Below are 26,155 nucleotides of genomic sequence, written 5' to 3'. Positions count from 1 at the left end.
TCATGCAATCCATGACACAAGACGACACGGCGCGCACGCAGGTATTCGTGGCGCGCAAGATCCTCACGATGGAAGCCGGCCAGCCCGAGGCGACACATGTCGCGGTGCGCGACGGCAGGATCCTTGCCGTGGGCGGCGCCGCCGAGATGGCCGGCTGGCCGGATGCGGTGCAGGTCGACACCTTCCGTGGCAAGGTGCTGATGCCCGGGCTGGTGGAAGGCCATTGCCACCTGATGGAAGGCGCGATGTGGGATGCGGTTTACGTCGGCTACTTCGACCGCCGCGATCCGGACGGCAAGCTGTGGCGCGGCCTGCGCACGCTGGAGCAGGTGATCGATCGCCTGGCGGGCGCGGCAAGCCAGATGCATGACCCGGACACACCGCTGCTGGCCTGGGGCTTCGACCCGATCTATTTCGGCGCCAGCCGGCTGTCGGTGCGCGAGCTGGATCGCGTCTCGGCCACGCGGCCCATCGTGGTGATGCATGCCAGCGTGCATCTGATGAATGTCAATTCCGCGATGCTGGCGCGGGCCGGCATCGACGAGGACACCGATATCGACGGCGTGCACAAGGACGCGCGGGGCTTGCCCACCGGCGAGCTGCAGGAATTCGCGGCGATGTTCCCGGTGCAGCGCGTGCTTGGCAGCGGCCTGTCGCTGGCGGCGGCCGAGAATGCCGACGCGGTGCGCCGCTTCGGCCGCGTGGCGCAACTGGCGGGCGTGACCACGGCGACGGATCTGGTCAACGACCTGTCGCCCAAGGGGCTGGAGACGCTGCAGGCGGTCACTGCCGACCCCGGCTTCCCGCTGCGCATCGTTCCGGCGTTCTCGCCGCAGCGCAATGCGCAGGGCGGCCCCGCCCGCGTGCAGGCCGCGGCGGCGGCCGGCACCGACAAGCTGCACTTCGGTCCGGTCAAGTTCATCGTCGACGGCTCGATCCAGGGCTTTACCGCGCGCTTGCGCGCGCCGGGGTATGCCGGGGGCCAGGCCAATGGCTTGTGGCTGATCCCGCCGGAGCAACTGCTCGACGCCTTCACGCCATTCCACCTGGCCGGCCTGCCGCTGCATATCCACACCAATGGCGACGAGGCGACGCAAGTGGTGCTGGACGTGCTGGAAGCCATGCTGTCGCGCCATCCGCGCGCGGACCATCGCCATACGCTGCAGCACTGCCAGCTGGCGGACGAGGCACAGCTGGCGCACGCGGCGCGGCTGGGCCTGTGCATCAACTTCTTCTCCAACCACCTGTACTACTGGGGCGATGCACATGCCGGCCAGACCGTGGGACCGGCGCGGGCCGCGCGCATGAACCCGGCGGGCACGGCGCGGCGGCTGGGGATTCCGTTCGCGATCCATTCCGATGCGCCGATCACACCGCTGACCCCGCTCTTTACGGCGTGGTGCGCGGTGCAGCGCCAGACCGCTTCCGGCCGCGTGCTGGGCGAAGCTGAGCGCCTGCCGGCCGCCGACGCGCTGTATGCCATCACCATGGGTGCGGCCTATACGCTGAAGCTCGATCACCGCATCGGCAGCATCGCGCCCGGCAAGCTGGCAGACTTTGCCGTGCTGGAAGATGACCCGACCGAGGTGGCTCCAGAGCGCCTGAAGGATGTGCGCGTCTGGGGCACGGTGCTGGGCGGGCGCGTGTTCGCGGCGCCGGCACGATGAACGCGCGGGCTCCGGTCCCGCTGGCGGTGGTCGGCGGGTACCTTGGCGCCGGCAAGACCACCTTGCTCAACCGCCTGCTGGTCAACGCGCAGGGGCGCCGCATCGCGGTGCTGGTCAACGATTTCGGCGAGATCAATATCGATGCCGCGCTGATCCGCACGCGCAGCGACGACGTGATCCAGCTGGAGAACGGCTGCATCTGCTGCTCGATTGGCGGCCGGCTGGCCGAGGCGCTGGTGGCCATCGCAGCGCGGGAGCAGCGGCCGGACTTGCTGGTGATCGAGGCCAGCGGCGTCTCGGACCCGCAGCGCATTGCTCAGGTCGGCTTGCTGGATCGGGCCTTTGTGCTCAATGCCGTGGCGGTGGCCGTGGACGTGACCGAGGTCGGCCACAACCTGCACGATCCGCTGGTGGGCGACATGGTGCGGCAACAGATCGCGGGGGCCTCGGTAGTGGTGCTGACCAAGGCAGACCTTGCCGATGCGGATGCGCTGGCAATGGCTGCCGCCACGGTCGACGCCATCGCGCCGCATGCCGCGGTGCTGACCGCATGCGAGGGCGAGGTGCCCTTGTCGGTCTTTGTTGACGCCGCCCCGCCGGAACCACATGCCGATGCCGTGCTGCAGGCGGGCGGGCACTGGCGGCGAGCCGTCGGCACCGTGCCCGCCGGCATCCGCAGCATTTCATACCAGACCGGCCGCGGCTTCGACAAGGCGCTGCTGCGGCAGGCGCTGAAGGCGCTGCCGGTGCGGCTGCTGCGCGCGAAGGGCATGGTCAGGCTGGCAGCCGATCCGCGCCTGCACGAACTGCATGTGGTCGCGGGCCGCATGCGGCTGAGTCCGATGGCGCAAGGCGATGCGGCAGGGTCTGCAATGGTCCTGATCGGTGCCTTCGGTGCGGAGGAGGAGAGGCGTATCCGCGCCTGCCTCGATCTGGCGCTCGCCTGAGCGGGCGCGCGAACGGCGTCGCTGCGGCGCCGCTCAGGTGTGGAATTCTTCCGGTTCCGCATGCGCCGGCCTTCCTTCCCAGCCGCCACGCTCGAACTCCGCAATCACCTGCGCCCCAAACAGCAGCAAGGTCGCCGCGATCTCCAGGCTCAGCAGCACCACGATCGCCGTGGTCAGCGAACCATAGACCCGGCTCACTTGCGACAGCGTGGTGAAGTACCACGCCAGCACATGGCGGGAGATTTCCCACAGCACGGCCGCAACCAACGCGCCGCTCAGCGCATGCCGCAGCGACAGCCTGCCAACCGGCATCACCATGTAGATCGAGGTCAGCATCAGCACCTCGCCAATGAAGCCGAGCAGGTAGAGCAGGCCGGTCGAGAGCCGGTCCAGCGACCAGTCGCGGCCCAGCACTTCCACATGCCGTTCGCCGATGGCGAGCAGGCCGCCTGACACCACCGTGACCAGCAGCAGGCCCACGCTAAGTACCGCGATATAGCAGTAGGGCAGCAGCGCCGAGACCAGGAAATGCCGGCGCCGGATCGCCACGCGGTGCTCGAAGATGACCGACATGGCATTCTCCAGCACGGTGAAGGCGAGCGAACTGAAGAACAGCATGGTGACCAGCAGCACCCAGCCGATCGTGCCACGGTTGCGCAGGAAGGCGGCAAGCTCGGTGATCAGCGCCCTGGACTGCCCCGGCACCACCCACTCCAGGTAGCGCGCGAGCGTGGACAACAGCAGGTCTGGTTCGATCACGTGCGACAGGGCAATGATCATCAGGATCAGCAGCGGCACGATCGACAGCAGCGCGTAGTAGGCCACCGCGCCGGCCAGCAGCAGCCCCTGGTTGGCGCGGAACTGCCTGAGCGTGTGCCAGGCAAAGCGCCCCGGATGGCGGAGCAGGTCACGGACGCGGGCGTCGGGAAGCTGCATGGCAGACATCGGAGAGGAAGGGGTTTCGCCATTATGCGGCTTCGATGCCTGACATTCCACCGGGTTATGGCTCTATTCCGAATGCATCATTGTGGTCGGAATCCGCTTCCTCCAAGATGGCGCCCGCGGCCTGCACTATGCGGGCTTGCACCTCATGCATACAAGGCGGCGCACCGTGCGTGCAACCGCCTGGACAGGAATGGAGACAGCATGCAAGCGCAAACAGTGTCGCGCAGGACGGGATTCGGACGCAGTCGGGTGTGGCTGGCCGTGGCGCTGCTGGTGGCGCCGATGAGCGTTGCGCTGGCGCAGGGCACCGGCCAGCCTTTGGCTGTTGCCGAGGACGAGGTCATGCAGGGCTTTCCGCCGCCGCCCGACAAGCAGGTCAGCCGCGGCAGCGGGCTGCGTCCGCCGTATATGCGCTGGGCGTTCCGGCATGCGCGCGAGATGTCGCCGACGGCGGGCATCCGGCATGCCAGCCAGCCGCTGGCCCTGGCCGGCCAGCCCGGCACGGAACTGGACGGCACCACCTTTGCCGTGGCCGGCAAGACGGTCCGACTGGCCGACTACCTGCGCGACACCCATACCGACGGCTTTATCGTGCTGCACCAGGGCAAGGTCGTCTATGAGCGCTACCTCGCGGGCTTTGGTCCTTACCAGCCGCATATCTGGGCCTCGATGACCAAGTCCGTCACCGGGCTGCTGGCCGCCATGCTGGTCGAGGAGGGCAAGCTCGATCCGCAGGCCCGGCTGGCGCAGTATGTGCCGGAACTGGCCGGCAATCCGTTCGGCGAGGCCACGGTACAGCAGAACCTGGATATGGAGGTGCCGGTGGGCTACCCGGAGGGGCTGCCGCCGGACCTGGCGCTGTTCGGGGCGGTGGGGATCGTGCCGCGCAAGGCGGAGGCGCCGGACACCATCTATGACTTCCTCAAGGTCGTCCACGCCACCGGCGGGCGCGACGATGGCGGCGTCTGGTACTACCAGAACGGCTCGCCGGAAGCGGTAGCATGGGCGCTGCGGCGCATCACCGGCAAGAGCTGGGCGCAACTGGTGACCGAGCGGCTGTGGGCCCGCTTTGCCGACGATGATGCCTACACCCAGGTGGACCGCCAGGGCACGGAAATGGCCAGCGGTGGCATGAATTCCACGCTGCGCGACGCCGCCCGCTTTGCCGAGGCCGTGCGCCGGGCGGCCGCGGGCGACGCCTCGGGCGGGATCTCGCCGGCGGCGGTGCGCATTGCGCTGCAGCCGGCCGGCAACCAGGTCCGATTTGCGCGCGGCAACACCATGCCGGGCCGCGACGGCTATGGCTACCGCAACTACTGGTTCCAGCGCAACGACGGCGACGGCAGCATCGAGGCCAGCGGGCGCTTCGGACAGAAGATCTATATCAATCCGGCCAGGGGGCTGACGGTGGTGAAGTTCTCCGCCAGCCCGGACGGCGCCGCGCGTGCGACCAGCGCAGCCGCGGTGCGCAAGCGCGACGATCCGGCCCGGGCGCTGGAATCCGCCGAGGCCATGGTGGCCGCGGCGCTCGCGATCCAGCGCGCGGTCAGCCGCTGAGCCACGCCGGCAGCGGCCGGCAGAGTCTCCCGATCTGGACTAGGCCGGCGTTTCCGCCAGCACCTGCGGTGCCCCCGCCGCCCGCCGCAGGCAATCCAGCATGGCCATGACCGCCGCGCGCGACTGCGCGTCGTCACGCCAGTACATCGACACCGAGCCGAACCCCGCCAGCCGCAGCGGCACGATGCGCAGCGCGCCCAGCTCTTCCAGCCTGCGCGCGGTGCGGTGCGAGGCCAGGCCGATCATGTCGCTGTTGTTGAGTAGCGTGAGATTCAGCACAGTGGAATTGCTCTCCACGCAATCGGCCGGCAGGGCACGCTCGGCGCTGGCCAGCGCGCCTTCCAGCGCATTGCGGATGGGCGTGCCGCGCGGCCACACCACCCAGCGGTGGCGATACAGGTCGTCCCAGCCGATGCGCCCGCCTTGAAGCAGCGGGTGGCGCGGCCGGGCGACGAAGTGGATCGGCTCCATGTAGAGCGATTCGGTGCGCATGTGCGCGTCCTGCAGCTCGGGCGCCGAGCGGCCCACCACGATATCCAGCTCGCTGTGCGCCAGCTGGCTCATGAGCCGGTCCATGGTCGTTTCCACCAGCCGCACGCTGGCGCGGGGCATCTGCTGCAGCAATTGCAGCGCTGCCAGCGGCACGGTATCCGCCGACGACGCGCCCGACGTACCCACCACCACGATCCCGCTGCCGCCGTCGCGCATGGCCTGCAGGTCGTCGCGCGCGGTATCCAGCTGGGCCTCGATCCGGCGGGCGTGCTCGATCAGCGACTCGCCGTAGGGCGTGGGCCGCAGCCCGCGCGCCTGGCGCTCGAACAGGGGCAGCCCGATATCGTCCTCAAGGTCCTTCAGCCATTTGGAAAGGCCCGGCTGGGTCGTGTTCAGCATGGTCGCCGACTGGCTCATATTGCCGGTCTCGGCCAGGCTCAGCAGCATCTGCAGGTTGCGCAGCCGCAATCTCTGGGTCCAGTCCATGAAGCTACCTATATAAAAAAACGTATCGATAAGATGAAAAGTTCATTTCAAATCTTATAGGGTCGGGCGTATAACGACAACAAGACGGTGCGCATCGACACAGGCACCCGCAAAGAGCGCTCCCCAAAGCACCTGCAAAAGTCACGGAGACAGCATGTCCGAACACACCCCAGACCCGGCCCGCGTGGCCTATTACGAAGAAATCGGCCGCAGCCACATGACCCCGCTGTGGGAGTCGCTGCACGCGCTGGTGCCGCCGCAACCGCGGCCGCAGATCGTTCCCGCCATCTGGAAGTACGCCCAGATCCGCCCGCTGGTGATGCAGGCCGGCGGCGTCATCAGCGCCGAGGAAGCGGTGCGCCGCGTGCTGGTGCTGGAGAACCCGGGCATTCCCGGCAAGTCGAGCATCACCTCCACGCTGTACGCCGGCCTGCAGCTGATCCTGCCGGGCGAAATTGCGCCCAGCCACCGCCATACCCAGTCCGCGCTGCGCTTTATCGTGGAAGGCAAGGGCGCCTGGACCGCGGTCAACGGCGAGCGCACCACCATGCATCCCGGCGACTTCATCATCACGCCGTCGTGGACCTGGCATGACCATGGCAACCCCGCCGTCGAGGACGGAGGCGAGCCGGTGGTGTGGCTGGACGGGCTGGATATTCCGCTGGTGCAGCAGTTCGATGCCGGGTTTGCCGAGAACTACCCGCAAGCCCAGCAGCCCGTGACCCGCGTCGAGGGCGACAGCTTTGCCCGCTTCGGCCATAACATGGTGCCGGTGCGGCACCGCGTGACCGATCCCACTTCGCCGGTCTTCAGCTACCCGTACGAGCGCTCGCGCGAGGCGCTGGACCAGCTCTACCGCAACGGCGAGCTCGATGCCTGGGACGGCGTCAAGCTGCGCTATATCAACCCGGCCACCGGCGGCTGGCCGATGCCGACCATCGCCACCTTCATGCAGTACCTGCCGGCGGGCTTCCAGGGCAAGACCTACCGCAGCACCGACGCCACCGTCTACAGCGTGGTGGAAGGGCGCGGCACGGTGCGCATCGGCGACGACCAGTTCCAGTTCGAGCCGCGCGACACCTTCGTGGCCCCGTCGTGGGCGCCGGTGCAGCTGGGCGCGCTGGAAGACGCGGTGCTGTTCAGCTATTCCGACCGGCCCGTGCTGTCCGCGATGAACCTGCTGCGCGAAGCGCGCACCTGAGCGTCTCGCGACCCTGATCCGACCTGCCCCGGGCGGTGCCTGCGCGCACCGCCTGAGGCTCCCGCTTACCTGACGACTTCCGGAAACCTCGAACCATGTCCTACGTCTTCACGCCCCCCGCCACCGTTTCCATCCCCGTTGCCGGCAGCGACGACCAGTTCGCCGTGCGCCGCGTCTATTGCGTGGGCCGCAACTACGCCGCCCATGCGCGCGAGATGGGCTTCGATCCCGACCGCGAGCCGCCGTTCTTCTTCTGCAAGCCGGCGGACGCGATCGTCCCGGTGCAGGCAGGTACCACGCTGGACCTGCCGTATCCGGCGCAGACGCAGAACTACCACTACGAGGCCGAGCTGGTGGCCGTGATCGGCAAGGCTGGTTCGGATATCCCGGTCGAACAGGCACTCGAACACGTCTGGGGCTATGCCGTCGGCCTCGACATGACCCGCCGCGACCTGCAGATGAAGATGCGCGAAATGGGCCGCCCCTGGGAAATCGGCAAGGCCTTCGATGCCTCGGCGCCGGTCGCCCCGATCCACCGCGCCAGCGAGATCGGGCATCCGCAGCAGGCCGGCATCTGGCTGACCGTCAACGGTGACACGAAGCAGCGCAGCGACGTGTCGCACCTGATCTGGTCGGTAGCAGAGACGGTGGCCTACCTGTCGCAGTTCTTCCGCCTGGAACCGGGCGATGTGATCTTTACCGGCACACCGGAAGGCGTGGGCGCGGTCAAGGCCGGCGAGACCATGGTCACGGGCGTGGACGGCCTCGGCGAACTGGCCGTGCGCGTGGTCTGAACCTCTGAATCGCAGCACAGGCATTACCGATCATGCAGCTCTATAGTTTCTTCAACAGCTCCACGTCCTACCGGGTGCGCATCGCGCTGGCCCTCAAGGGCCTGCCGTACGACTACCTGCCGGTCAATATCCGCACCGGCCAGCACCGCGAGCCGGAATATGTCGGAAGCATCAACCCGTCCGCGACCGTGCCCGCGCTGGTGGATGGCAGTTTTGCGCTCGGACAGTCGTTCGCGATCATCGACTACCTGGACGCGCTCCAGCCGGTGCCGCGCCTGCTGCCGCAAGACCCGGTGCAGCGCGCGCGGGTGCTGGAACTGGCCACGCTGATCGGCTGCGACATCCACCCGGTCAACAACCTGCGCGTGCTGCGCTACCTGCAGGACGTGCTGAAGGTCACGCCCGAGCAGAAGGATGCCTGGTACCGCCACTGGATCGATGAAGGCATGGCCGGCGTGGAACGCCTGCTGGCGCAGCACGGGCATGGCAGGTGGTGCTTCGGCGATGCGCCGACGCTCGCTGACGTCACGCTGGTGCCGCAAGTTGCCAACGCCCTGCGCATGGGCTGCGACCTGAGCCGGTACCAGCGCGCGATGGCGGTCTACGCACACGCCAGCGGCCATCCCGCCTTTGCCCAGGCCGCGCCAGCGCACCAGCCCGACTACACCGCCTGACGCCACCACGCAGGCCAGGAGACAAGCATGAGCAGTACCAACAACGCGACCGGCAAGGTCCTCATCATCGGCGGCGGCATCGGCGGCCTGGCCGCGGCGCTGGCGCTCGCACGCCAGGGCATCCGCATCGAACTGCTGGAACAGGCCGAGCAGATCGGCGAAATCGGCGCCGGCATCCAGATGGCCGCCAACGCCTTTGCCGCGCTCGACGCACTGGGCGTGGGCGAGGCCGCGCGCAGCCGCGCGGTCTTTACCGACTACCTCAGCCTGCGCGATGCGATCGATACCAGCGAAATCGCCCGGGTCGACGTGGGCCAGGCGTACCGCGAGCGCTTCGGCAACCCGTATGCGGTGATCCATCGCGCCGATATCCACCTGTCGATCCTGGAGGCGGTGCAGGACCACCCGCTGATCACCTTCCGCACCAGCACGCGCGTTGAACAGTTGCTGCAGGACGACCAGGGCGTGACCGTGATCGACCAGCACGGCGAACACCACCGCGGCGATGCCGTGATCGGCTGCGACGGCGTCAAGTCCGCGGTCCGCCAGGCGCTGATCGGCGACCAGCCGCGCGTCACCGGGCACGTGGTCTACCGCGCCGTGGTCGACGTCGCCAACATGCCGCAGGACCTGCAGGTCAATGCACCGGTGGTGTGGGCCGGCCCGCACTGCCACCTGGTCCACTACCCGCTGCGCGGCGGCCAGCAGTACAACCTGGTGGTGACCTTCCACAGCCGCGAGCAGGAAACCTGGGGCGTGCGCGACGGCAGCAAGGCGGAAGTGCTGTCGTACTTCGAAGGCATCCATCCGCTGCCACACCAGATGCTGGACCGGCCCACTTCCTGGAAGCGCTGGGCCACCGCCGACCGCGACCCGGTCGAGCGCTGGAGCTTCGGCCGCGCCACCATCCTGGGCGATGCCGCACACCCGATGACCCAATACGTGGCCCAGGGCGCCTGCCAGGCGCTGGAAGACGCAGTCACGCTGGGCGCCGCGGTGCAGGCCGCCGGCGGCGACTACGAGGCAGCATTCAAGCTGTACGAGCAGGCCCGCATCCCGCGTACCGCGCGCGTGCTGTACGCCGCGCGCGACATGGGCCGCGTCTACCACGCCAAGGGTGTGGACCGCCTGGTGCGCAACAGCCTGTGGACTGGCCGCACGCAGGCGCAGTTCTACGACGCGCTGCAGTGGCTGCATGGCTGGCGTGCCGACCAGTGCCTGAGCCCCACGCCGTGGCTGTAAGCCGCTGGCGCAACTTTTCTTCGCAGTCAATCCGAAACGATCTGGCGGCCGCGCATAAGGCAGCCGGACGTGACTCGCCCCTAATCCTGGCATCAAGGAGGAGACCACCATGCCTGCCAGCCAACCCCTGAACGTCACCGCGTTCATCGACCGCCAGCCGCTGTCGGCGTTCCAGGTGAGTATCGTCGTGCTGTGCTTCCTGATCGTTGCGGTCGATGGCTTCGATACCGCGGCGATCGGCTTCATCGCACCAGCCATCCGCGCGGAATGGCAGCTGACGCCGGCCCAGCTGGCGCCGCTGTTCGGCGCCGGGCTCGGCGGCCTGATGGTCGGCGCCTTCGTCTTCGGCCCGCTGGCCGACCGCTTCGGCCGCAAGGGCGTGCTGGTGCTGTCGGTGCTGTTCTTCGGTGCCGCCAGCCTGGCCTCGGCCTGGTCGCAGGACCTGTGGACGCTGGTGCTGCTGCGCTTCCTGACCGGCCTGGGCCTTGGCGGGGCCATGCCCAACGCCATCACCCTGACCTCGGAGTTCTGTCCGGAAAAGCGGCGCTCGTTCCTGGTCACGACCATGTTTTGCGGCTTCACGCTGGGCTCGGCTTTCGGCGGCCTGGCTTCCGCCGGGCTGATCGATGCCTTTGGCTGGCGCTCGGTGCTGGTGGCCGGCGGGGTCATGCCGCTGGTGCTGGCGGCGCTGCTGCTGTGGCTGCTGCCGGAATCGGTGCGCTACCTCGTGCTGGCCGGCAAGCAGCGCGAACGCATCGTCGCCACGCTGCAGAAGATCGCGCCGCAAGCCGACCTGCGCGACGCCACCTTCGTGGTCGGCGAACAGCGCAGCACCAGCTCGCCCGTGCGGCACCTGTTCCGGCCCGAGCTGCTGCGGGGGACGCTGCTGTTCTGGCTGACGTTCTTCATGAGCCTGCTGGTGATCTACCTGCTGTCCAGCTGGCTGCCGACGCTGCTGCGCACCGCGGGCCATTCGCTGCGCACGGCCGCGCTGGTGACAACCATGTTCCAGGTCGGCGGGACGGTGGGGGCGATTGCGCTGGGTTGGCTGATGGACCGGATCAATCCGCACTATGTGCTGGCGTCCAGCTATTCACTGGCGGCGCTTGGCATCGCGGCGGTGGGCAGCGTTGCTTCCGAGCCGGTGGCTGCGGGCATGGCGGTGTTCCTTGCGGGCTTCTGCGTCTCAGGGTCGCAGGTGGGTGCGAATGCGCTGTCAGCCAGCTTCTATCCGACCGACTGCCGTGCCACAGGCGTGAGCTGGGCCAACGGCGTTGGCCGGATGGGGTCGGTGGTGGGGTCGGTCGGCGGGGCGACGATGCTGTCGATGGGGTTGGGGATGCCGGCGTTGTTTGCACTGATCGGCGTGCCGGCACTGGTCGCAGGGTTGTCGATGTTCTCGTTGGGGATGGTCAGGCGTCAGAGGGCGGTGGAGCGCCTGGCAGTCTGAAGGCGGGCGGCCGCGGGAGCCATTGACTGAGGGGGAGGCGCATGGTCGGTCGTCGGGAACACGCTGACCGAGGTCTTCTGCAACACCGTGTGATGCGCGGCCGGCTGCCTGCGCCATCAGCCGAACACCGCCTCCCAGTCGACATCCCCCTTGTCGCGCGGCCCGAGGTTCAGTTCGCGTTCCACGTGATCCAGGTGCGCAAGCATCCGCGCGCAGGCGGTAGCGGCATCGCCAGCCTCGATCGCATCGACGATGCCGGAGTGCTCGTCATCCGGGCAAGCCGGTGCGTTCGGTGCGTTGTAGAGCGCGATGATCAGGCAGGTGAGCGGGCAAAGCTCCCCCATCAGCTTGATGAAAAAACTGTTGCCGCCCAGCTCTGCCAGCAGCATGTGGAATTCGCCCGTGAGCTTGATCAGGGTGCGATGATCGTTATCCGCGCGGGCGCGGGCCTCCTTGGCCAGGTGTTGGCGCAGGCGGCGTAGCCCGGCCTTGCCAGCGCGCGCGACCACATTGCAGACAATGTCACGTTCGACCACGCGGCGCGCCGCGAACAAGTCTTGTGCTTCCTGTACCGACGGACTGGTGACATAGGCACCGCGGTTCGGATGCAGCTGCACCAGTCCTTCCTTGGCCAGGACCGTCAAGGCCTGCCGTATCTTCGTGCGGCTGACGCGAAAAGCCAGTGCGAGCCGTTCCTCGGCCAGCTTCATGCCAGGCGCAACGCGGTGCTCCATGATGGCCTGGCTGATGCGTTCCGCAATGGAAGGCGCCTCTGCTTTTGCGGCCATGCTGTGCTGGGTCGTCAACGTTATCTGCTCGATAGGTGGAGAAGTGGCGCCTTTTTGCCCGCATCCGGGATGCTGGTGAAGGCAATCCGGATGCCAGGCAACGGCTGGAAATATTGTATACAGGTTAAAACGGGCCGCCCACAAGAGCCAGCACAAGAAAACAAGGGATTTCCCTCTTCGTGTTTCGGCCGTTGGGCGAGATATTCTTAATGGCTTCCATCATGGTTGTACACAATTTTGTGCACTAAAGTCGGGCGAAGGGCGGGGCGGAGCGAGTGCATGTGGCACGGCGGCGGTGCGGGCTGACCGCATGCCCATGTCCGGCGTGGGCCAGGCCCGTGACCGGGCAGTGGCCCGGAACTTGCGTCCGCGTGCGGCAACGCAAGCAAGGGGACTCACATGGCAGGCACCACGACCAGGACAAGGGAGGCCAGGAAGGAAGCCGCAACACGGGCGGTGGCGCCTGCCGCCAGCGCCGACCCGCCGTCACGGGAAGGGCGGGAATGCCGGGACGGCGACAGCACGGTGCAGTCCCTGACGCGCGCGCTCCAGTTGATCGAGCTGTTGTCCGATGACGACGAGGGCTACCGGCTGGTGGATCTGGCGGCACGCAGCGGCCTGTCTACGTCGACTGTCCATCGCCTGCTGACCACTCTGGAGCAGCGCCAGTTTGTCCAGTTCGATCGCGAGCGCAGCCTGTGGTACGTGGGCGTGCGTTGCTTCTCGGTGGGTGCCGCTTTCGCCCGCCGGCGCCGCATCAGCGAACTTGCCCTGCCGGTGATGCAACGGTTGAGCGCGTTGTCCGGGGAGACCGTCAACCTGGGCGTGGCCAGCGACGGGCAGATTGTTTTCGCCTGCCAGGCAGAGGGTCCCCACGGCAGCCGCGCGCTGGCCAGGCCGGGCCAGCGCGCGCCGCTGCATGGCACGGCCATGGGCCAGGCGGTGCTGGCCGCCAAGAGCGAGCCCGACGTGCTGCAATACCTGCGCACCTTTGGCCTGCCGCGCCTGACCAACAACACCATTGCGCGCCCCTCGCGCCTGCATGAGACCCTGGCCGAAGTGCGCCGGCGCGGCTATGCGGTGGACGACGAGCAGAATGCGGTCGGCCTGTGCTGCATTGCCGCCGCGATTTGTGACGAGCACGGCCGGCCCTTTGCCGCGGTCTCGCTGGCCGGTTCCAGCCAGCGCATCGTGCGTGCCCGTTTCGATGAGCTTGGCGCCTGGGTGCGTTGGGCTGCCACAGAGATCAGCGCAGCCTACGGCGGGCGCTGCACCCGCGTGCCCTGCCCGATGCCAGTGCCCGCAGCGTCCTTGCCTTTCCACGCGGGCGCGCCGGAAAGCTGTTGATTCCTAAGGGTTTATTCAAGAAGTTCCGGCGTGCGGGAAAGCCGCCGCGCGGGTCTGGCCATGCGCTTCAATGGAAGCAATGTCACGACCGGCCCCCGCACCATGAAGACCCTGCTTGCCGATACCCCCTGGAGCCGACGGCTTGCCGCCGGCATTGACCGTATAGCCATCCTGTGCGGATGGTGGCTGATCGTGCTGTCGGTGGCGACCTGCGTCGAAATGCTCGGGCGCAAGCTGGGTGGCTTCAGCTTGCAGGGTATCGATGAAATCGGCGGCTATACCTACGCCATCCTTGGCGCGTGCGGCTTTGCCTACACCCTGGTCGGGCGCGGCCATACCCGGGTGGACTTCCTGCTGACGCGCTTTCCGGTCAAGGTGCGGGCCGTGCTCAACCTGCTGGCGATGCTGAGCCTGGCTGCGGTGGCCGGACTCTGTCTCTGGCGCGCCGGCCATGTGCTGGTGGACACCATCGACCTGCACAGCACCGCGTCCACGCCGCTTGCCACGCCCCTGTGGATGCCCCAGACCCTGTGGCTGGCCGGCTATGCCCTGTTCGCACTGGTGGCGGCCTGCGCTGCCTGGCACGCCCTGCAGCTGCTGGTGCGGCGCGACTGGGCCCGCCTGAACAGCCAGTTCGGGCCGCAGACCCTGGCCGAGGAGATCGAGGCGGAGGCGGACATCCGCGTCGCCGCCGCGCCCGCTGAGGGCAATGGCGCAGGCCAGGGCAGCGCTGAAGGCAAGAGCGAAGGAGCGGCAGCATGATCGGTCCCATTGAAATCCTGCTCGGGCTGTGCCTGATGCTGGGGCTGATGTTCCTTGGCTTCCATGTGGCCACCAGCATGCTGGTGGTGGGCGTGGCCGGGGCGCTGGCCTATTTCGGCATGCCAGCGATCGACGCATTGGGCGAACAGTTGTGGGCAGCCGGCGAGGACTACCTGCTGCTGTCGATCCCGCTCTATATCCTGCTGGGCGAGATCCTGATGCGCGGCGGCGCGACGGACAAGATGTACCAGTCGCTCGGCGACTGGCTGAACCGCCTGCCGGGCGGCCTGCTCCATACCAATATCGGTGCCTCGGCCTTGTTCTCGGCGGTGTCAGGGTCATCGGTGGCCACCGCGGCGACGATTTCCACGGTCGCGCTGCCTTCCTTCCGCAATCGCGGCTATGACCAGCGCATGGTGCTGGGCTCGATCGCGGCCGGCGCCAGCCTGGGCAACCTGATCCCGCCCGGCGTGGCCTTCATCATCTACGGCTCGATGACCAATACTTCGGCGGCGCGGCTGTATGTGGCGGGCGTGCTCCCCGGGGCCATCATGACCGTGCTGTTCCTGGCCACGATCCTGCTGATCTGCCTGTGGAAGCCCGCGGCGGGCGGCCCGCGCGAGGCCCGTGTGCCGCTGCTCGCCAGGCTGAGCAACTCGCGCCACCTGGCGGGCCCGCTGCTGGTGTTCACGGTGGTGATGGGCAGCATCTACACCGGCTGGGCCACGGTCACCGAGAGCGCCGCGCTCGGCGTGCTGGTGTGCCTGCCGGTGGCGGCCGCCTACGGCAAGCTCAGCGTCGCCATGCTGCACGACTGCTTCCGCTCCACGCTGCGCCTGACCGCGATGACCGCGCTGATCCTGGTGGCCGCGCTCTACCTGAACTTCGTGCTCTCCATGCTGGGGGTGCCGCAGGCGCTGGCCGGCCTGATGAAGCAGGTGGACGTGTCGCCGGCAGTGTTGCTGTGGCTGCTGGCAGCCCTCTACCTGGTGCTGGGCATCGCGCTGGAGACCATGCCGATGCTGGTCGGCACGGTCCCGGTGGTCTTCCCGATCGTGCAGGCGGCCGGCATCGATCCCGTGTTCTTCGGCGTGTTCATGGTGCTGATGTGCGAGATCTCGCTGATCAGCCCGCCGATCGGCATGACGCTCTACGTGATCCAGGGCGTGCGCGGCGAAGGATCGATCAATGAAGTCTTCCAGGGCACGCTGCCGTTCTTTGCCGCCATGGTGGTAATGACCGCCGTGCTGATCCATTTCCCGGCGATTGCCACCTATCTGCCCAACCTGATGTTCGGGCATTGACCTCCAAGGAAGCTCCCATGAACGCCAAACGAATCGCCGGCGCGCTGATCGCGGCCGCCCATGTCGCCTGCGTTGCCGCCGTGCTGCTGCCGGGCACTGCCCAGGCACAGCCTGCTCAACCAGCCCAGCAAACGAAGCTGCGTGTAGCCGGCAACCTCGTCGCGACCGGCCTGATCCAGCAGAACAAGGAGCAGCCCTTTTTCGAGAACTTCGCCAGGAACACCGGCCTGCCGATCGATGCCGACTACAAGCCGATGGATGTGCTCGGCATCAAGGATTCAGACGGCCTGCGCGTGCTTCGCTCCGGGCTGTTCGACATCGTCAGCCTGCGCCTGGCCCAGGTCTCGCGCGACGAGCCATTCTTCCTCGGGCCGGACATCGTTGGCCTGAGCACCGACTACGGCTCGGCCAGCAAGGCCGTGGATGCCTACCGCAATGCCTTCGACAAGCGCCTGCAGGAACGCTACGGCGCCAAGCTGCTCGGGATCTGGCCGTTCGGGCCGCAGGTGGTGTTCTGCAAGTCGCCGATTGGCGGACTGGCCGACCTGAAGGGCAAGAAGGTGCGCGTCTATGACCAGTCCCTGGCCAAATTCATCGAGAAGCTCGGCGGCATTCCGGTGACGATCCCCTTCGGCGAGACCCAGCAGGCGCTCGAGCGCGGCGTCACCGATTGCGCGATCACCGGCCCGAGCTCGGCGAACACGGCGGGATGGCCCGAGGTCACCTCATACTTCATGCCAGTTGGCTTCCAGATCGCGCTGAATGCGTACGCCATCAAGCTCAGCCGCTGGAACGCGCTGCCGCCCGACCAGCAAACGCGCCTGGCCGAGGCCTTCCAGCGTTTCGAGCGCGATACCTGGTCCTACTCGCGCGTGTTGTTCGAGGATGCCTCGCGCTGCAACGTCGGCAAAGAGCCGTGCAAGACCGGCAAGAAGTTCGCCATGAAGGAGGTGCCCGTGCGTCCGGCCGACCTGCAGCTGGTGCGCGACGCGCTGACCACGGTCTCGCTGCCGACCTGGACCGAGGTCTGCGACAAGTCTTACCCGCAATGCTCGGCCATCTGGAAGCAGACCATCGGGCCGCTGGTCGGGCTCAAGTGAACACTGAGGACGGCGGAGACGACGATGGATGATCTTTGGAAACTGCCGGCACATGCGCTCACCGACGGCTACGCCACCGGCCGCTTCACGCCGCAACAGGCGCTGGCGTCCTGCCTGGCGCGCACGGCGCACTGCAATCCGGCGCTGAACGCCGTGATCGCATTCGATACTGAAGGCGCCATGGCGGCGGCACAGGAGAGCACCGCGCGCTGGCGCCGTGGCGAGCCGCTGGGTGCGCTCGATGGCGTGCCGGTCACCGTCAAGGACAACCTGCACGTGCGCGGCCTGCCCACGCATTGGGGCAGCCGCGCGCTGGCGGGCTTTGTCCCGAACCGCGACGAACTACCGGTGGCGCGCCTGCGCGCGGCCGGGGCGCTGATCTTCGGCAAGACCAATGTGCCGGAGTTCGCCATGCAGGGCTATACCGACAACCTCGTCTTCGGCACAACCGGCAATCCCTGGCAGCCGGCCCTGACGCCGGGCGGGTCTTCCGGCGGCGCGGTGGCGGCGGTGGCATCGGGCTGCTGCCCGCTGGCGCTGGGCACCGACGGCGGCGGCTCGATCCGGCGCCCGGCCTCGCATACCGGGCTGGTGGGCTTCAAGCCGTCGCCCGGCCGGCTGCCGCGCGGCGATGGGCTGCCAGAGATCTTCATGCGCTATGAAGTGGTCGGCCCGCTGGCCCGCTGCGTGGCCGATGCGATGGCCATGGCCGAGGCGCTGGGCCAGCCCGACCCGCGCGATCCCGATTCCCGGCGCTTTGCCGGCGTGCCGCTGCAGATGCCGCCGCGGCCATGCCGGGTCTTGCACGTGCCCCGGTTCGGCGATCATCCGGTGGATGCGCGCATCGCTGCCTTGACCGGGCAGGCAGCGCAAGCGCTGCGTGAACTTGGCCACACGGTGGATACCGCGCAGGCGTTCGATCTGGCTGAAGCGACCAATGCCAAATGGTCGCTGTTGTCGCAGGCCGGCCTGGCCTGGCTGGTGGAGCAGGGCGGCGCGCAACTGCCGTTCTGCCCGCCGCTCGATGCGGGCACGTTCGGTGCTGCCACGCAGGCCAATGCATCGGCTGGCGCAGGCCTGCGTGCCGTGCAGCTGTTTGATCTGCTGATGGCCGTGGAGCGTCTGCGCAGCGAGCTTTCCTTGCTGTTCGCACGCTACGACCTGCTGCTGACGCCCGCCGCAGCGGCATTGCCATGGCCGGCCGCACAGTCGCACCCGCCTGTGATCGAAGGCCGCGAGGCCGGGCCGCGTGGCCATGCGGTGTTCACCGCATTCGCCAATGCTGCCGGCCTGCCCGCGATCTCGTTGCCATGCGGCGAGGCAGAGGGCTTGCCGGTTGGCCTCCAGCTGGTGGCGGCGCCGGCCGAGGATGCGTTGCTGCTGGCAATCGCGCGCCAGTTCGAGCAGGCCTTCCCGAGGGCGCCGGGATTCCCGCTCGACGGGCAGGGCCGATGAAGACCCTGGTTGCGCCAGGTACGGCGGCGCTCGCGCAGATGCTCTGCGTCGCGCGTACGCGCGGCGAGCGCGTCGATCCGGCACTGTTGCACCCGCTTGCGCATGGCGGCAGCTACGCCGTGCAGGATGCCACGCTTGCCATGATCGGCCCGATTGGCGGCTGGAAGGTTGGTGCGAGGGGGCCGGGCCAGGAACCCGCCTGTGCGCCGCTGCCGGCGGCCGGCCTGCTGCCGGATGGCGTGGGCCTGCGGGGGCCGGCCTGGCGCCTGCGCGGCATCGAGGTGGAGGTTGCCTTTGTGCTCGGCGCCAGCCTGCCGCCGCGCGGCCGGCCTTATGAGCGCCGGGATATCGAGGCCGCGCTTGCGCTGGTGGTGCCTGCCATTGAAGTCGTGGAAAGCCGCCTGGAGGACTGGCTCGGGGCCGGCAGCGATGCGCAGCTGGCCGACCTGCTCAGCCATGGCGCACTGGTGACGGGGCGCCCCACGCCGTTCGCGCGCGAGTGGCTGCACCTGGGCGCGCTGGAGGCCACGCTGCGCTTCGGCCGGCGCACCGTGGCGCATACCGTCGGCGGGCACCAGAGCCCTGATGTCGGCGCGCTGCTGGTCTGGCTGGCCAACCACTGCGCCGCGCGCGGGGCGGGGCTGAAAGCCGGGCAAGTGGTGACCACCGGCACCTGCACCGGGCTGCTCTTTGCCTCTGCCGGAACCCGCGTCAGCGCCGGGATCGAAGGGCTGGGGACGCTTGCGGCGTGGTTCTGAGGGCGGGGGCTTACGGAACCCAGCCAGGCAGCTCCGATGCCTGCCGGACCCAGCTTGCCACCAGCGCCTCGTCAAGCTCGGCGTCTTCGTGGATGTGGAAGTAGCGTGTGTTCTTGTCCTTGGATTCGACAGGGGGAACAGGGCGCAGCGACATGCCACGGAAGAAGGCCACCTTGATGTACTTCGTCATGCAATGGAAGCTGAGGAACCAGCCCTGGCCCTCGATGCCATAGAACGGCGAGTTCCACTTCACTGCCTTGCGGACGTTGGGAACGTTGCGCTCGATGAGCGCGTCGAGACGGCGCCCGGCGTCTTGTTTCCAGCCCGGCATGGCGGCGATATAGGCCTGCACGGGGGCATCTCCGTCGGCCTTCGCGATCTGGGGGTTGCCGCCTGCGAGCAGGGGCGGGCTGGCAGCGGCCCGCCTGGCCGGAGTCTTCGTTGCGGCGTGCGCCGGCTTCCTGGATGGTTGGTTCGCCATTGCCTTCACTCCATCGAATACACGCTGACCACCTGACAGACAGGCCAAGTCGCCCAGGGCAGACATAGCCGCTGACGACAGTGCTTGAAGCACGACAATCGGGCTATGCTAACCTGCTGAAGCGGATCGGGCAACGAACGAGGGATCGACCGGAACGCTCTCTGTCATGGCCGGACGCGAGCTGCCTCATGCGCGGGAAAAATTCGAGGAATAGGCATCCATGAATCCATCGGAACGTATCGACGAGCTGATCGCAGGACTCACTGACTGGCGTGGCAAGACGCTGGCGAAGCTCCGCAAGACCATCCTCGAGGCCGACGGCGAGATCATCGAGGAATGGAAATGGATGGGGAGCCCGGTGTGGTCACGCGACGGCATGATCGCGGTCGCCAACGCGCACAAGGAGAAGGTGAAGATCACCTTCACCAACGGGGCGAGCCTGCCGGATCCCGACAAGCTCTTCAACGCCGGCCTCGGCGGCAACAAGTGGCGTGCGATCGATCTCTTCGAGGGCGACAAGATTGATGCGCGTGCCATGAAGAATCTCATCCGTGCCGCGATTGCGTTCAATCAGGGCAAGTCGAAGAGGAAGGCACCGTCCGCGGCTACCCGGGCGAAAGCACAAGAGAGCAAAGAGTAAAGGGACACGAAGCATCCTGGCGTGCGGGCGCGCGCCTGAGCATCGCAAAGAACGTCCCGTCCGGCATGCTCCACGCATATGGAATGCCGGTTTTCTTCGTTGGTTTTCGCGTGCTGCGCGCGTAGGTTCGTGGGTTTCAATCTCCCCGCGAATGCCATGACCGCTTCCCGACGACAGTTCCTGCGCCAGGGCGCCGCCGCCACGGCCGCGCTCGCCTCCGGCCCCATCCTTTCCTTCACCACGTTCGCCACCGGCAATGCACAAGCGCAGGGGCGCCCGGTCCTGAAAGCCGGCGACCAGAAGGGCGGCCTGCGCGCGCTGCTCGAATCCGCCAACGCGCTCGACGGCCTGAACTACGACATTCAATGGACCGAGTTCCCTGCCGCGGCACCGCTTGCCGAGGCGCTGAACGCGGGCGCGGTCGACAGCGGCCCGATCGGCGATGCCCCGGCGATCTTCGCGCTGGCTGCCGGCACGCGGATCAAGCTGATCGGCGCCAACCGCTCTGATCCCTACGGCACGGCAATCCTGGTGCGGCCCGACTCGCCGCTGCGGCAGGCGGCCGACCTGAAAGGCAAGAGCATTGGCACCAACCGTGGCTCGATCGGCCACCTGGTGACGCTCAAGGCGCTGGAATCCGCGGGGCTGAAGCCGGAGGACGCCAACCTCCGCTTCCTGCCGCCGGCGGATGCCAAGCTCGCATTGAGCAGCGGCTCGGTGGACGCGTGGGCGACGTGGGAACCCTATACCGCGATGGCGGAAACCAGCGGCCACGCGCGCGTGCTGGTCAGCGGACGCGGGCTGTGGTCCGGCCTCAGCTACCTGGCAGCCACCGATGCCGCGCTGGCGGCCAAGCGCGCGGTGCTGCAAGACTTCCTGCGCCGGGTGGTGCGTGCGCAGCAATGGTCCTACCAGCACGTGCCGGAGTTCTCGGCGGCCCTCGCCCGCATCATCGGGATCCCGCCGCAGGCGGCACGGCTGCAGTTCGAGCGGCGGCACACGCAATGGCGGCAGATCGATGCCGAACTGATCGCCGAGCAGCAGCGCACGGCGGATTTCTACCAGAAAGCTGGGTTGCTCAAGCAGCGGCTCGATGTGCGGCAGACCTTCGACTCCGGGTTCTCCCTTACCGCCTGACTGCCGCGGGCGGCGCCAGGCCGTGCACTGAGTCCATCGACGGCCTCGGCAAGCGCCTCCGGCACGACCATGGCCTCGCCGGAGGCCGCTAAGGATTTCCATGATTGACGCCGACCCGCGCCAGCCCATTTCACGGCCTGGCGCGGCCTGCGCCGGCGCGGACCGTTCTGGTCCCAGCGAATCCGGGCAACTGGTCCTATAGGCCCGGAATGGCCCTCACCTATAAAGCCGTGACCCCCAAACATATTTCCCGTTCCGAGGAGCAAAACCATGCGGTGGATCAAGCAGATAGCGACGTATTTCGCCCTGGTGGCCGCGCTGGCGCCAGCCGCACACGCCCAGAGCAAGAATGTAGTAATTGCTTACCAGGACATGGTGGTGCCCTGGCGCTACGCGCAGGACATGAAGGAGCTGGAAAAGCAGACCGGCTACACGGTCTCGTTCCGGCAGTTCGGCGGCGGCGGGGACGTGATCCGCGCCATGGCTTCGGGCCAGATCGCCATTGGCGAGGCCGGCACCTCGCCGATTGCGTCGGCGCTGTCGCAAGGGCTGGATGTCGAACTGTTCTGGATCCTGGACGATATCAACGCGGCCGAGGCGATGGTCGCGCGCAATGGCAGCAAGATCGCCAGCGTCGCCGACCTGAAGGGCAAGCGCGTCGGCGTGCCCTTCGTGTCGACCACGCACTACCACACGCTGGTCGCGCTGGAGCGCGCCAGGATCAATCCGAAGGACGTCCGCATCGTCAACATGCGCCCGCCCGAAGTAGCCGCCGCCTGGGAGCGTGGTGACATCGACGCCACCTTTATCTGGGACCCGGTGCTGGCCAAGCTCAAGCAGTCCGGCACCGTGCTGATGACCTCCGGCCAGATCGCCGCCGACACCGGCAAGGCCACCTTCGACGGCATGATCGCCAACAAGAAGTTTGCCCGTGAGAACCCGGAGTTCATGGTCAAGCTGGTGCGCGTGCTGGCCGCCGCCGATGAAAACTACCGCAAGAACAAGGCGTCCTGGACCCCCGATTCGCCCATGGTGAAGGCGGTGGCCAAGGTGTCTGGCGCCAAGCCCGAGACGGTACCCGCGAGCATGGCGCTGTACGCCTTCCCCACGCTGCAGGAGCAGGTGTCGGAGCGCTGGCTGGGCGGCGGCGCGGCGCGCGCGCTGCAGTCCGCGGCGCAGTTCCTCAAGGAGCAGGGCACCATCCAGACCGTCCTGCCGGACTATGGCCCGGGCGTCAATGCGGAATGGGCAAAGCGGGCGTTGCGCTGACGCCGCGCCCATCGCGCTGAAGATGGCCGCCGCGCTCAAGCCAGTCCCGCGCGGCCCCGAAAGTCCTGTTGCGGAAGCCCATCATGTACAAGCTTGAAATCGATAATCTCAGTGTCAACTACGGCGTCGCGGGCGGCGCCAAAACGCTGGCCCTGTCGCAAGTCAACCTCACCATGGAGCGCGGCGATTTCGTCGTGGCGCTCGGTGCCTCGGGCTGCGGCAAGACCACCTTGCTGTCGTGCATCGCAGGCTTCATGGAACCCTCGGAAGGCGAGATCCGGCTGTCCGGCAAGGTGGTGCGCGGGCCGGGTGCCGAACGCGGCGTGGTGTTCCAGAAGCACGCCCTGATGCCGTGGCTCAGCGTGGCGGACAACGTCGCGCTGGGGTTGCGCCTGCGTGGGGTGTCGCGTGCCGAACGGATGCGGGTCGCGCATGAGAAGCTGGCCGCGGTCGGGCTGGAAGATGTCGCCGGCAAGCCGGTCTATCAGCTCTCGGGCGGCATGCAGCAGCGCGTCGGGATTGCCCGCGCGCTCGCCTGTGATCCGGCGGTGATGCTGATGGACGAGCCGCTGGGCGCGCTCGACGCGCTGACGCGCGAATCGATCCAGGCGCTGATTCTCAAGCTCTGGGCCAAGGAACAGAAGATCGTCTTCTTTATCACGCACAGCGTGGAAGAGGCGCTGTTCCTGGCCACGCGGCTGATTGTCATGACGCCGTCGCCTGGCCGCATCGCGCACACCTATGAACTGCCGTTCGCGCGGCGCTTCATCGAATGCGGGGACGCCCGTGCAGTCAAGGCCGACCCGGAGTTCATCCGCTATCGCGAAGAGATCATTGATCTGATCCATGCCACCGCTTGAGGAACACGAGATGCCCGCTTCCGTCCAACGCATCGAACCCACGCCGCGCGTCACCAAAGCCGCCGCGGCCGGGGCCAGCCAGCAAATGAAGACCGTCTCGGGCTACCGCCTGCCCGGCGAGGGGTCAAGCTCACGCATCTCCACTATCACCGTGGTGCTGCTGCTCGCACTGTGGTGGCTCGCCAGCCACCTACGCTGGCTGCCGCCGCTGTTCCTGCCCACGCCTGAGTCCATCGTCACCGCCTTTATCGATGCCTGGCAGGGCAACCTGCAAGGCGGCCAGCCGCTGACCGAGCATTTCGCGGCCAGCATGATGCGCGTGTTCGGCGCCTTCGGGCTGGCGGTGGTCACGGCGGTGCCGGTCGGCGTGATGATGGGGGTGTCGCGCATCGCACGCGGCGTGTTCGATCCGCCGATCGAGTTCTACCGCCCCTTGCCGCCGCTGGCCTACCTGCCGCTGATCGTGATCTGGTTCGGCATCGACGAGACCTCGAAGGTGCTGCTGATCTTCCTGGCCTGCTTCGCGCCGCTGGCCATGTCGGCCCAGGCCGGCGTGCGCTCGGTCACCATCGAGCAGATCAACGCGGCGTACTCGATGGGCGCCACGCCGTGGCAGGTGGTCCGCCATGTGGTGATCCCCGCCGCGCTGCCCGATATCCTGACCGGGATGCGCATCGCCATCGGCTTCGGCTGGACCACCCTGGTTGCCGCTGAAATGGTGGCCGCCACCGCCGGCCTTGGCCAGATGGTGCTCAATGCCTCCAACTTCCTGCGTACCGACGTGGTGATCATGGGCATCGTGCTGATCGGGCTGATCGCCTACGTGTTCGACCTGCTGATGCGCAAGCTGGCGAAGGTCCTGGTGCCCTGGAAGGGACGGATGTGAGGTGAGGGCGTAGTCAGCCCGCGACCGGCGTGTCGGGCAAGGACGGGCTGATGGCCAGTCCTTGCCGTTTTCAGGCGTTACGCCCGTCGGGCGCCTTTTCGCTCCGTGAAGATGAGCTCCGGCTGCTCGGCCTGGTCAGTGAATCCAGTCCCAGTCGATGCTCAGCTCACAGTGGCAAGCGGGACAAGCCAGCGGCTCAGGCAGCTTTCCCGAGACCATATCCTGCAGGATTTCGGAGTGGATGTTCCCGCACGCCGTGCAGGTGACGAAGAGTGGGACAGGAGGTTTCATCGTCGCCATCGCAAGGATGGCCAGCCTTCAGGCCGCCAGATGCTCATCCCGTGCAACAGTATGCGGAGGAAGCAGCGCCATGGCCTCTTCCAGCCTCTGGACCAGCGCGGGACTTGCCGGCTGCAACGGCAGGCGGGTTTCCGGGGAGATCACGCCGGAGAGCGCCAGGGCAGCTTTCACCGGTGCCGGATTCGGCTCCGCGAACATGAGCGAGATCAACGGCGCGAGCTTCGCGAACAAGGCGCGGGCCGCGCGGAAGCGTCCTGTCTGTGCCAGATGCAGCAGGCGCACGAACAAGTCCGGACGAATATGCGAGGACGCGGCGATCACGCCGGCGCCTCCCGCAAGCAGGTGATCCAGCAGGGCCGCATCCTCGCCGCACAGCACGGTGACATGCGGATCGTTGACAAGGACCCCGAGATTGCCGGCGCCGCACTCCTTGACCGCCGAGATCTGCGGCTGCGCGAGCAGAGATCGGATCAGCGCAGGCGACATCGCACAGCCAGTTCGCTTCGGCACGTTGTACAGCATCAGGGGGCGTTCGGTTGCGCGCGCCACTTCATTGAAATGCCACACGATACCCGCATCGGAGGGCCGCAGGTAGCAGGGCGGCGGCACCAGGTAGCCGGCAAGATCAAAGCCGTCCAGTTCGGCAACTTGCGCGCACACCGCGCGGGTATCGATCGCGCCGACGCCAGCCATCACCGGCAGCTCGCCGTGGACGGCCTCGAGCACTGCCGCCGTGAAGACTTGCCGCTCGTGGGTGGAAAGCAGGCTTCCCTCTCCGGTCGTGCCCAAGATGATCAGGCCGTTCACGCCTGCCTCGAGGTAACTCTCAGCCAGCCTGGCGGCGCCCGGCAGGTCCAGCGAGCCGGCACGCATCGGCGTGACCATGGGCACCCAGATGCCCCATGGCGACTGGCGGGAAGCCGCTGCGATACCGGTGCAGGCATGCACGGCGGCGCCGGAAAAGCTCTCTTCCTCAGTGCGCCACATGGTTGTCTCCCAGGGCTGTCGTGACGCCGAACTCCGCCGCCGGAAAGGCCGTCATGATGGCGTGCATGGCCGCGTCGCGGTCCGCGCGTGCGATCTCCACGTGCAGCGTGGTTTCGCCGTGCCGGTAGTCCACGTTCACCACATAGACGCGGGCCAGTTCACCGAGCACCCGGTGCATGGTCTGCCGCAGGCCGAACACCTCGGTGGATGCCACCGCAAGATGCATGCGGATCCAGGCCGGTGCGGGCTGGGAGACCGCGCGCAGCACGGGCATGGTGGTCTTGCTGCTGCGCAGGGCGGTACGTCGGGGAACGGTATCAACGGCCAGGCTTGACTGTCGCATGATTGGATGGACCGGCGCGGTAGCGGGTCGCGTGTTGGACATGGCTTTATGCTAGCCAGCGCCGTCTAAATTTGATGCAAGGATGTTGGGCCTTGGCGTTAAATCCGCATCAAAATCAGCGACGCTGGCAAGGCGCTCGCGCTCAGAACGTCTTCGTCAGCGACGCCCAGGCCGCAGCCTTGCCGAGGTAGCGGCCCCGGTTGGCACTGGTGTAGGCCACTTCCTTGGCGTTGGTGTCGACATAGGCAACCGCCAGCGCGAAGCCCTTGCCCAGGTCCTTGGT

The 26,155-nt window shown here is 67.5% G+C and carries 26 protein-coding genes; 19 read left to right on the top strand and 7 right to left on the bottom strand.

Annotated elements, in window-relative coordinates; genetic code table 11:
* Positions 1 to 2: 2 nt before the first annotated feature.
* The gene (locus AC3WRI_RS19890) at positions 3 to 1,667 is read left to right on the top strand and encodes an amidohydrolase (RefSeq protein WP_492293892.1); all 1,665 of its coding nucleotides are present in this window, start codon (positions 3 to 5) and stop codon (positions 1,665 to 1,667) included.
* Positions 1,664 to 2,614 carry a CobW family GTP-binding protein gene (locus tag AC3WRI_RS19885; RefSeq protein ID WP_492293890.1) on the top strand — a complete coding sequence of 317 codons (951 nt, stop codon included), beginning with the start codon at positions 1,664 to 1,666 and terminating at the stop codon, positions 2,612 to 2,614. Before AC3WRI_RS19890 ends, AC3WRI_RS19885 begins: the two co-directional genes overlap by 4 nt.
* A 33-nt stretch (positions 2,615 to 2,647) precedes the next feature.
* On the opposite strand, the gene AC3WRI_RS19880 is transcribed toward AC3WRI_RS19885, so the two are convergent.
* On the bottom strand, positions 2,648 to 3,559 hold the full coding sequence (locus AC3WRI_RS19880; RefSeq protein ID WP_011616855.1) for a YihY/virulence factor BrkB family protein: 912 nt from the start codon (positions 3,557 to 3,559) through the stop codon (positions 2,648 to 2,650).
* A 201-nt stretch (positions 3,560 to 3,760) separates the two neighbouring features.
* Between AC3WRI_RS19880 and AC3WRI_RS19875 the strand changes: the two genes are divergently transcribed.
* Positions 3,761 to 5,116, top strand: a complete 1,356-nt coding sequence (locus AC3WRI_RS19875; RefSeq protein ID WP_492293888.1) for a serine hydrolase domain-containing protein — start codon at positions 3,761 to 3,763, stop codon at positions 5,114 to 5,116.
* Positions 5,117 to 5,155: 39 nt separating this feature from the next.
* Here AC3WRI_RS19875 and AC3WRI_RS19870 read toward each other — a convergent pair whose 3' ends face one another.
* Positions 5,156 to 6,094, bottom strand: a complete 939-nt coding sequence (locus AC3WRI_RS19870; RefSeq protein ID WP_492293886.1) for a LysR family transcriptional regulator — start codon at positions 6,092 to 6,094, stop codon at positions 5,156 to 5,158.
* Between the two features lie 154 nt (positions 6,095 to 6,248).
* On the opposite strand from AC3WRI_RS19870, the gene gtdA reads away from it, so the two are divergent.
* From gtdA to AC3WRI_RS19845, 5 genes are all read left to right on the top strand, one after another.
* Positions 6,249 to 7,295, top strand: coding sequence for a gentisate 1,2-dioxygenase (gtdA, locus tag AC3WRI_RS19865; protein ID WP_010813402.1), 1,047 nt, complete (start codon positions 6,249 to 6,251; stop codon positions 7,293 to 7,295).
* A 95-nt stretch (positions 7,296 to 7,390) separates the two neighbouring features.
* Positions 7,391 to 8,089: a fumarylacetoacetate hydrolase family protein gene (locus tag AC3WRI_RS19860; protein WP_010813403.1), complete on the top strand. Its 699-nt coding sequence runs from the start codon at positions 7,391 to 7,393 to the stop codon at positions 8,087 to 8,089.
* Positions 8,090 to 8,121: 32 nt separating this feature from the next.
* Positions 8,122 to 8,763: a maleylacetoacetate isomerase gene (gene maiA, locus AC3WRI_RS19855; RefSeq protein ID WP_058698729.1), complete on the top strand. Its 642-nt coding sequence runs from the start codon at positions 8,122 to 8,124 to the stop codon at positions 8,761 to 8,763.
* A 27-nt stretch (positions 8,764 to 8,790) separates the two neighbouring features.
* Positions 8,791 to 10,005, top strand: a complete 1,215-nt coding sequence (locus tag AC3WRI_RS19850) for a 3-hydroxybenzoate 6-monooxygenase (RefSeq protein WP_492293884.1) — start codon at positions 8,791 to 8,793, stop codon at positions 10,003 to 10,005.
* A gap of 109 nt (positions 10,006 to 10,114) precedes the next feature.
* Positions 10,115 to 11,455 carry an MFS transporter gene (locus AC3WRI_RS19845; protein WP_492293882.1) on the top strand — a complete coding sequence of 447 codons (1,341 nt, stop codon included), beginning with the start codon at positions 10,115 to 10,117 and terminating at the stop codon, positions 11,453 to 11,455.
* A 116-nt stretch (positions 11,456 to 11,571) separates the two neighbouring features.
* Here the strand turns inward: AC3WRI_RS19845 and AC3WRI_RS19840 are convergent, their stop codons facing one another.
* The gene (locus tag AC3WRI_RS19840) at positions 11,572 to 12,261 is read right to left on the bottom strand and encodes a GntR family transcriptional regulator (RefSeq protein WP_010813407.1); all 690 of its coding nucleotides are present in this window, start codon (positions 12,259 to 12,261) and stop codon (positions 11,572 to 11,574) included.
* 381 nt (positions 12,262 to 12,642) lie between these two features.
* Between AC3WRI_RS19840 and AC3WRI_RS19835 the strand changes: the two genes are divergently transcribed.
* From AC3WRI_RS19835 to AC3WRI_RS19810, 6 genes are all read left to right on the top strand, one after another.
* Positions 12,643 to 13,590, top strand: a complete 948-nt coding sequence (locus tag AC3WRI_RS19835) for an IclR family transcriptional regulator (protein WP_081225766.1) — start codon at positions 12,643 to 12,645, stop codon at positions 13,588 to 13,590.
* 102 nt (positions 13,591 to 13,692) lie between these two features.
* Entirely contained in the window at positions 13,693 to 14,352 is a 660-nt protein-coding gene (locus tag AC3WRI_RS19830; protein ID WP_231881493.1) for a TRAP transporter small permease subunit, read from the top strand.
* Positions 14,349 to 15,656, top strand: coding sequence for a TRAP transporter large permease (locus AC3WRI_RS19825; protein ID WP_011616863.1), 1,308 nt, complete (start codon positions 14,349 to 14,351; stop codon positions 15,654 to 15,656). Before AC3WRI_RS19830 ends, AC3WRI_RS19825 begins: the two co-directional genes overlap by 4 nt.
* Positions 15,657 to 15,673: 17 nt before the next feature.
* Positions 15,674 to 16,756 carry a TRAP transporter substrate-binding protein gene (locus AC3WRI_RS19820; protein ID WP_492293880.1) on the top strand — a complete coding sequence of 361 codons (1,083 nt, stop codon included), beginning with the start codon at positions 15,674 to 15,676 and terminating at the stop codon, positions 16,754 to 16,756.
* A gap of 24 nt (positions 16,757 to 16,780) precedes the next feature.
* Positions 16,781 to 18,211 carry an amidase gene (locus AC3WRI_RS19815; RefSeq protein ID WP_492293878.1) on the top strand — a complete coding sequence of 477 codons (1,431 nt, stop codon included), beginning with the start codon at positions 16,781 to 16,783 and terminating at the stop codon, positions 18,209 to 18,211.
* A complete protein-coding gene (locus tag AC3WRI_RS19810) occupies positions 18,208 to 18,969 on the top strand; it encodes a fumarylacetoacetate hydrolase family protein (RefSeq protein WP_492293876.1) in 762 nt (253 codons plus the stop codon). The genes AC3WRI_RS19815 and AC3WRI_RS19810 overlap by 4 nt, the downstream gene beginning before the upstream one ends.
* A 10-nt stretch (positions 18,970 to 18,979) precedes the next feature.
* Here AC3WRI_RS19810 and AC3WRI_RS19805 read toward each other — a convergent pair whose 3' ends face one another.
* Positions 18,980 to 19,450: a DUF1801 domain-containing protein gene (locus AC3WRI_RS19805; protein ID WP_010813414.1), complete on the bottom strand. Its 471-nt coding sequence runs from the start codon at positions 19,448 to 19,450 to the stop codon at positions 18,980 to 18,982.
* A 220-nt stretch (positions 19,451 to 19,670) separates the two neighbouring features.
* On the opposite strand from AC3WRI_RS19805, the gene AC3WRI_RS19800 reads away from it, so the two are divergent.
* The 5 genes from AC3WRI_RS19800 to AC3WRI_RS19780 all read left to right on the top strand — a co-directional run bounded on the left by AC3WRI_RS19800 (position 19,671) and on the right by AC3WRI_RS19780 (position 24,242).
* Complete coding sequence (locus AC3WRI_RS19800; RefSeq protein ID WP_010813415.1) at positions 19,671 to 20,090, top strand: DUF1801 domain-containing protein; 420 nt, start codon at positions 19,671 to 19,673, stop codon at positions 20,088 to 20,090.
* 156 nt (positions 20,091 to 20,246) lie between these two features.
* Positions 20,247 to 21,227 carry an ABC transporter substrate-binding protein gene (locus tag AC3WRI_RS19795; RefSeq protein ID WP_010813416.1) on the top strand — a complete coding sequence of 327 codons (981 nt, stop codon included), beginning with the start codon at positions 20,247 to 20,249 and terminating at the stop codon, positions 21,225 to 21,227.
* Between the two features lie 270 nt (positions 21,228 to 21,497).
* The gene (gene tauA / locus AC3WRI_RS19790) at positions 21,498 to 22,496 is read left to right on the top strand and encodes a taurine ABC transporter substrate-binding protein (protein WP_010813417.1); all 999 of its coding nucleotides are present in this window, start codon (positions 21,498 to 21,500) and stop codon (positions 22,494 to 22,496) included.
* Positions 22,497 to 22,579: 83 nt separating this feature from the next.
* Positions 22,580 to 23,356 carry a taurine ABC transporter ATP-binding protein gene (locus tag AC3WRI_RS19785; RefSeq protein WP_010813418.1) on the top strand — a complete coding sequence of 259 codons (777 nt, stop codon included), beginning with the start codon at positions 22,580 to 22,582 and terminating at the stop codon, positions 23,354 to 23,356.
* A gap of 10 nt (positions 23,357 to 23,366) precedes the next feature.
* The gene (locus AC3WRI_RS19780) at positions 23,367 to 24,242 is read left to right on the top strand and encodes an ABC transporter permease subunit (RefSeq protein WP_010813419.1); all 876 of its coding nucleotides are present in this window, start codon (positions 23,367 to 23,369) and stop codon (positions 24,240 to 24,242) included.
* 318 nt (positions 24,243 to 24,560) lie between these two features.
* Here AC3WRI_RS19780 and dapA read toward each other — a convergent pair whose 3' ends face one another.
* The 3 genes from dapA to AC3WRI_RS19765 form a co-directional block, all read right to left on the bottom strand.
* Positions 24,561 to 25,529 carry a 4-hydroxy-tetrahydrodipicolinate synthase gene (dapA, locus tag AC3WRI_RS19775; protein WP_492293874.1) on the bottom strand — a complete coding sequence of 323 codons (969 nt, stop codon included), beginning with the start codon at positions 25,527 to 25,529 and terminating at the stop codon, positions 24,561 to 24,563.
* The gene (locus AC3WRI_RS19770; protein ID WP_492293910.1) at positions 25,516 to 25,872 is read right to left on the bottom strand and encodes a hypothetical protein; all 357 of its coding nucleotides are present in this window, start codon (positions 25,870 to 25,872) and stop codon (positions 25,516 to 25,518) included. The genes dapA and AC3WRI_RS19770 overlap by 14 nt, the downstream gene beginning before the upstream one ends.
* A 142-nt stretch (positions 25,873 to 26,014) precedes the next feature.
* The coding region (locus AC3WRI_RS19765) for a TorF family putative porin (RefSeq protein ID WP_492293909.1) at positions 26,015 to 26,155 on the bottom strand (141 nt) is incomplete at its 5' end.

This window comes from Cupriavidus sp. FW305-27 (genome assembly GCF_058787995.1).
Note: the sequence above shows the minus strand (reverse complement) of the source record. Positions and strands in the feature narration are given on the sequence as shown.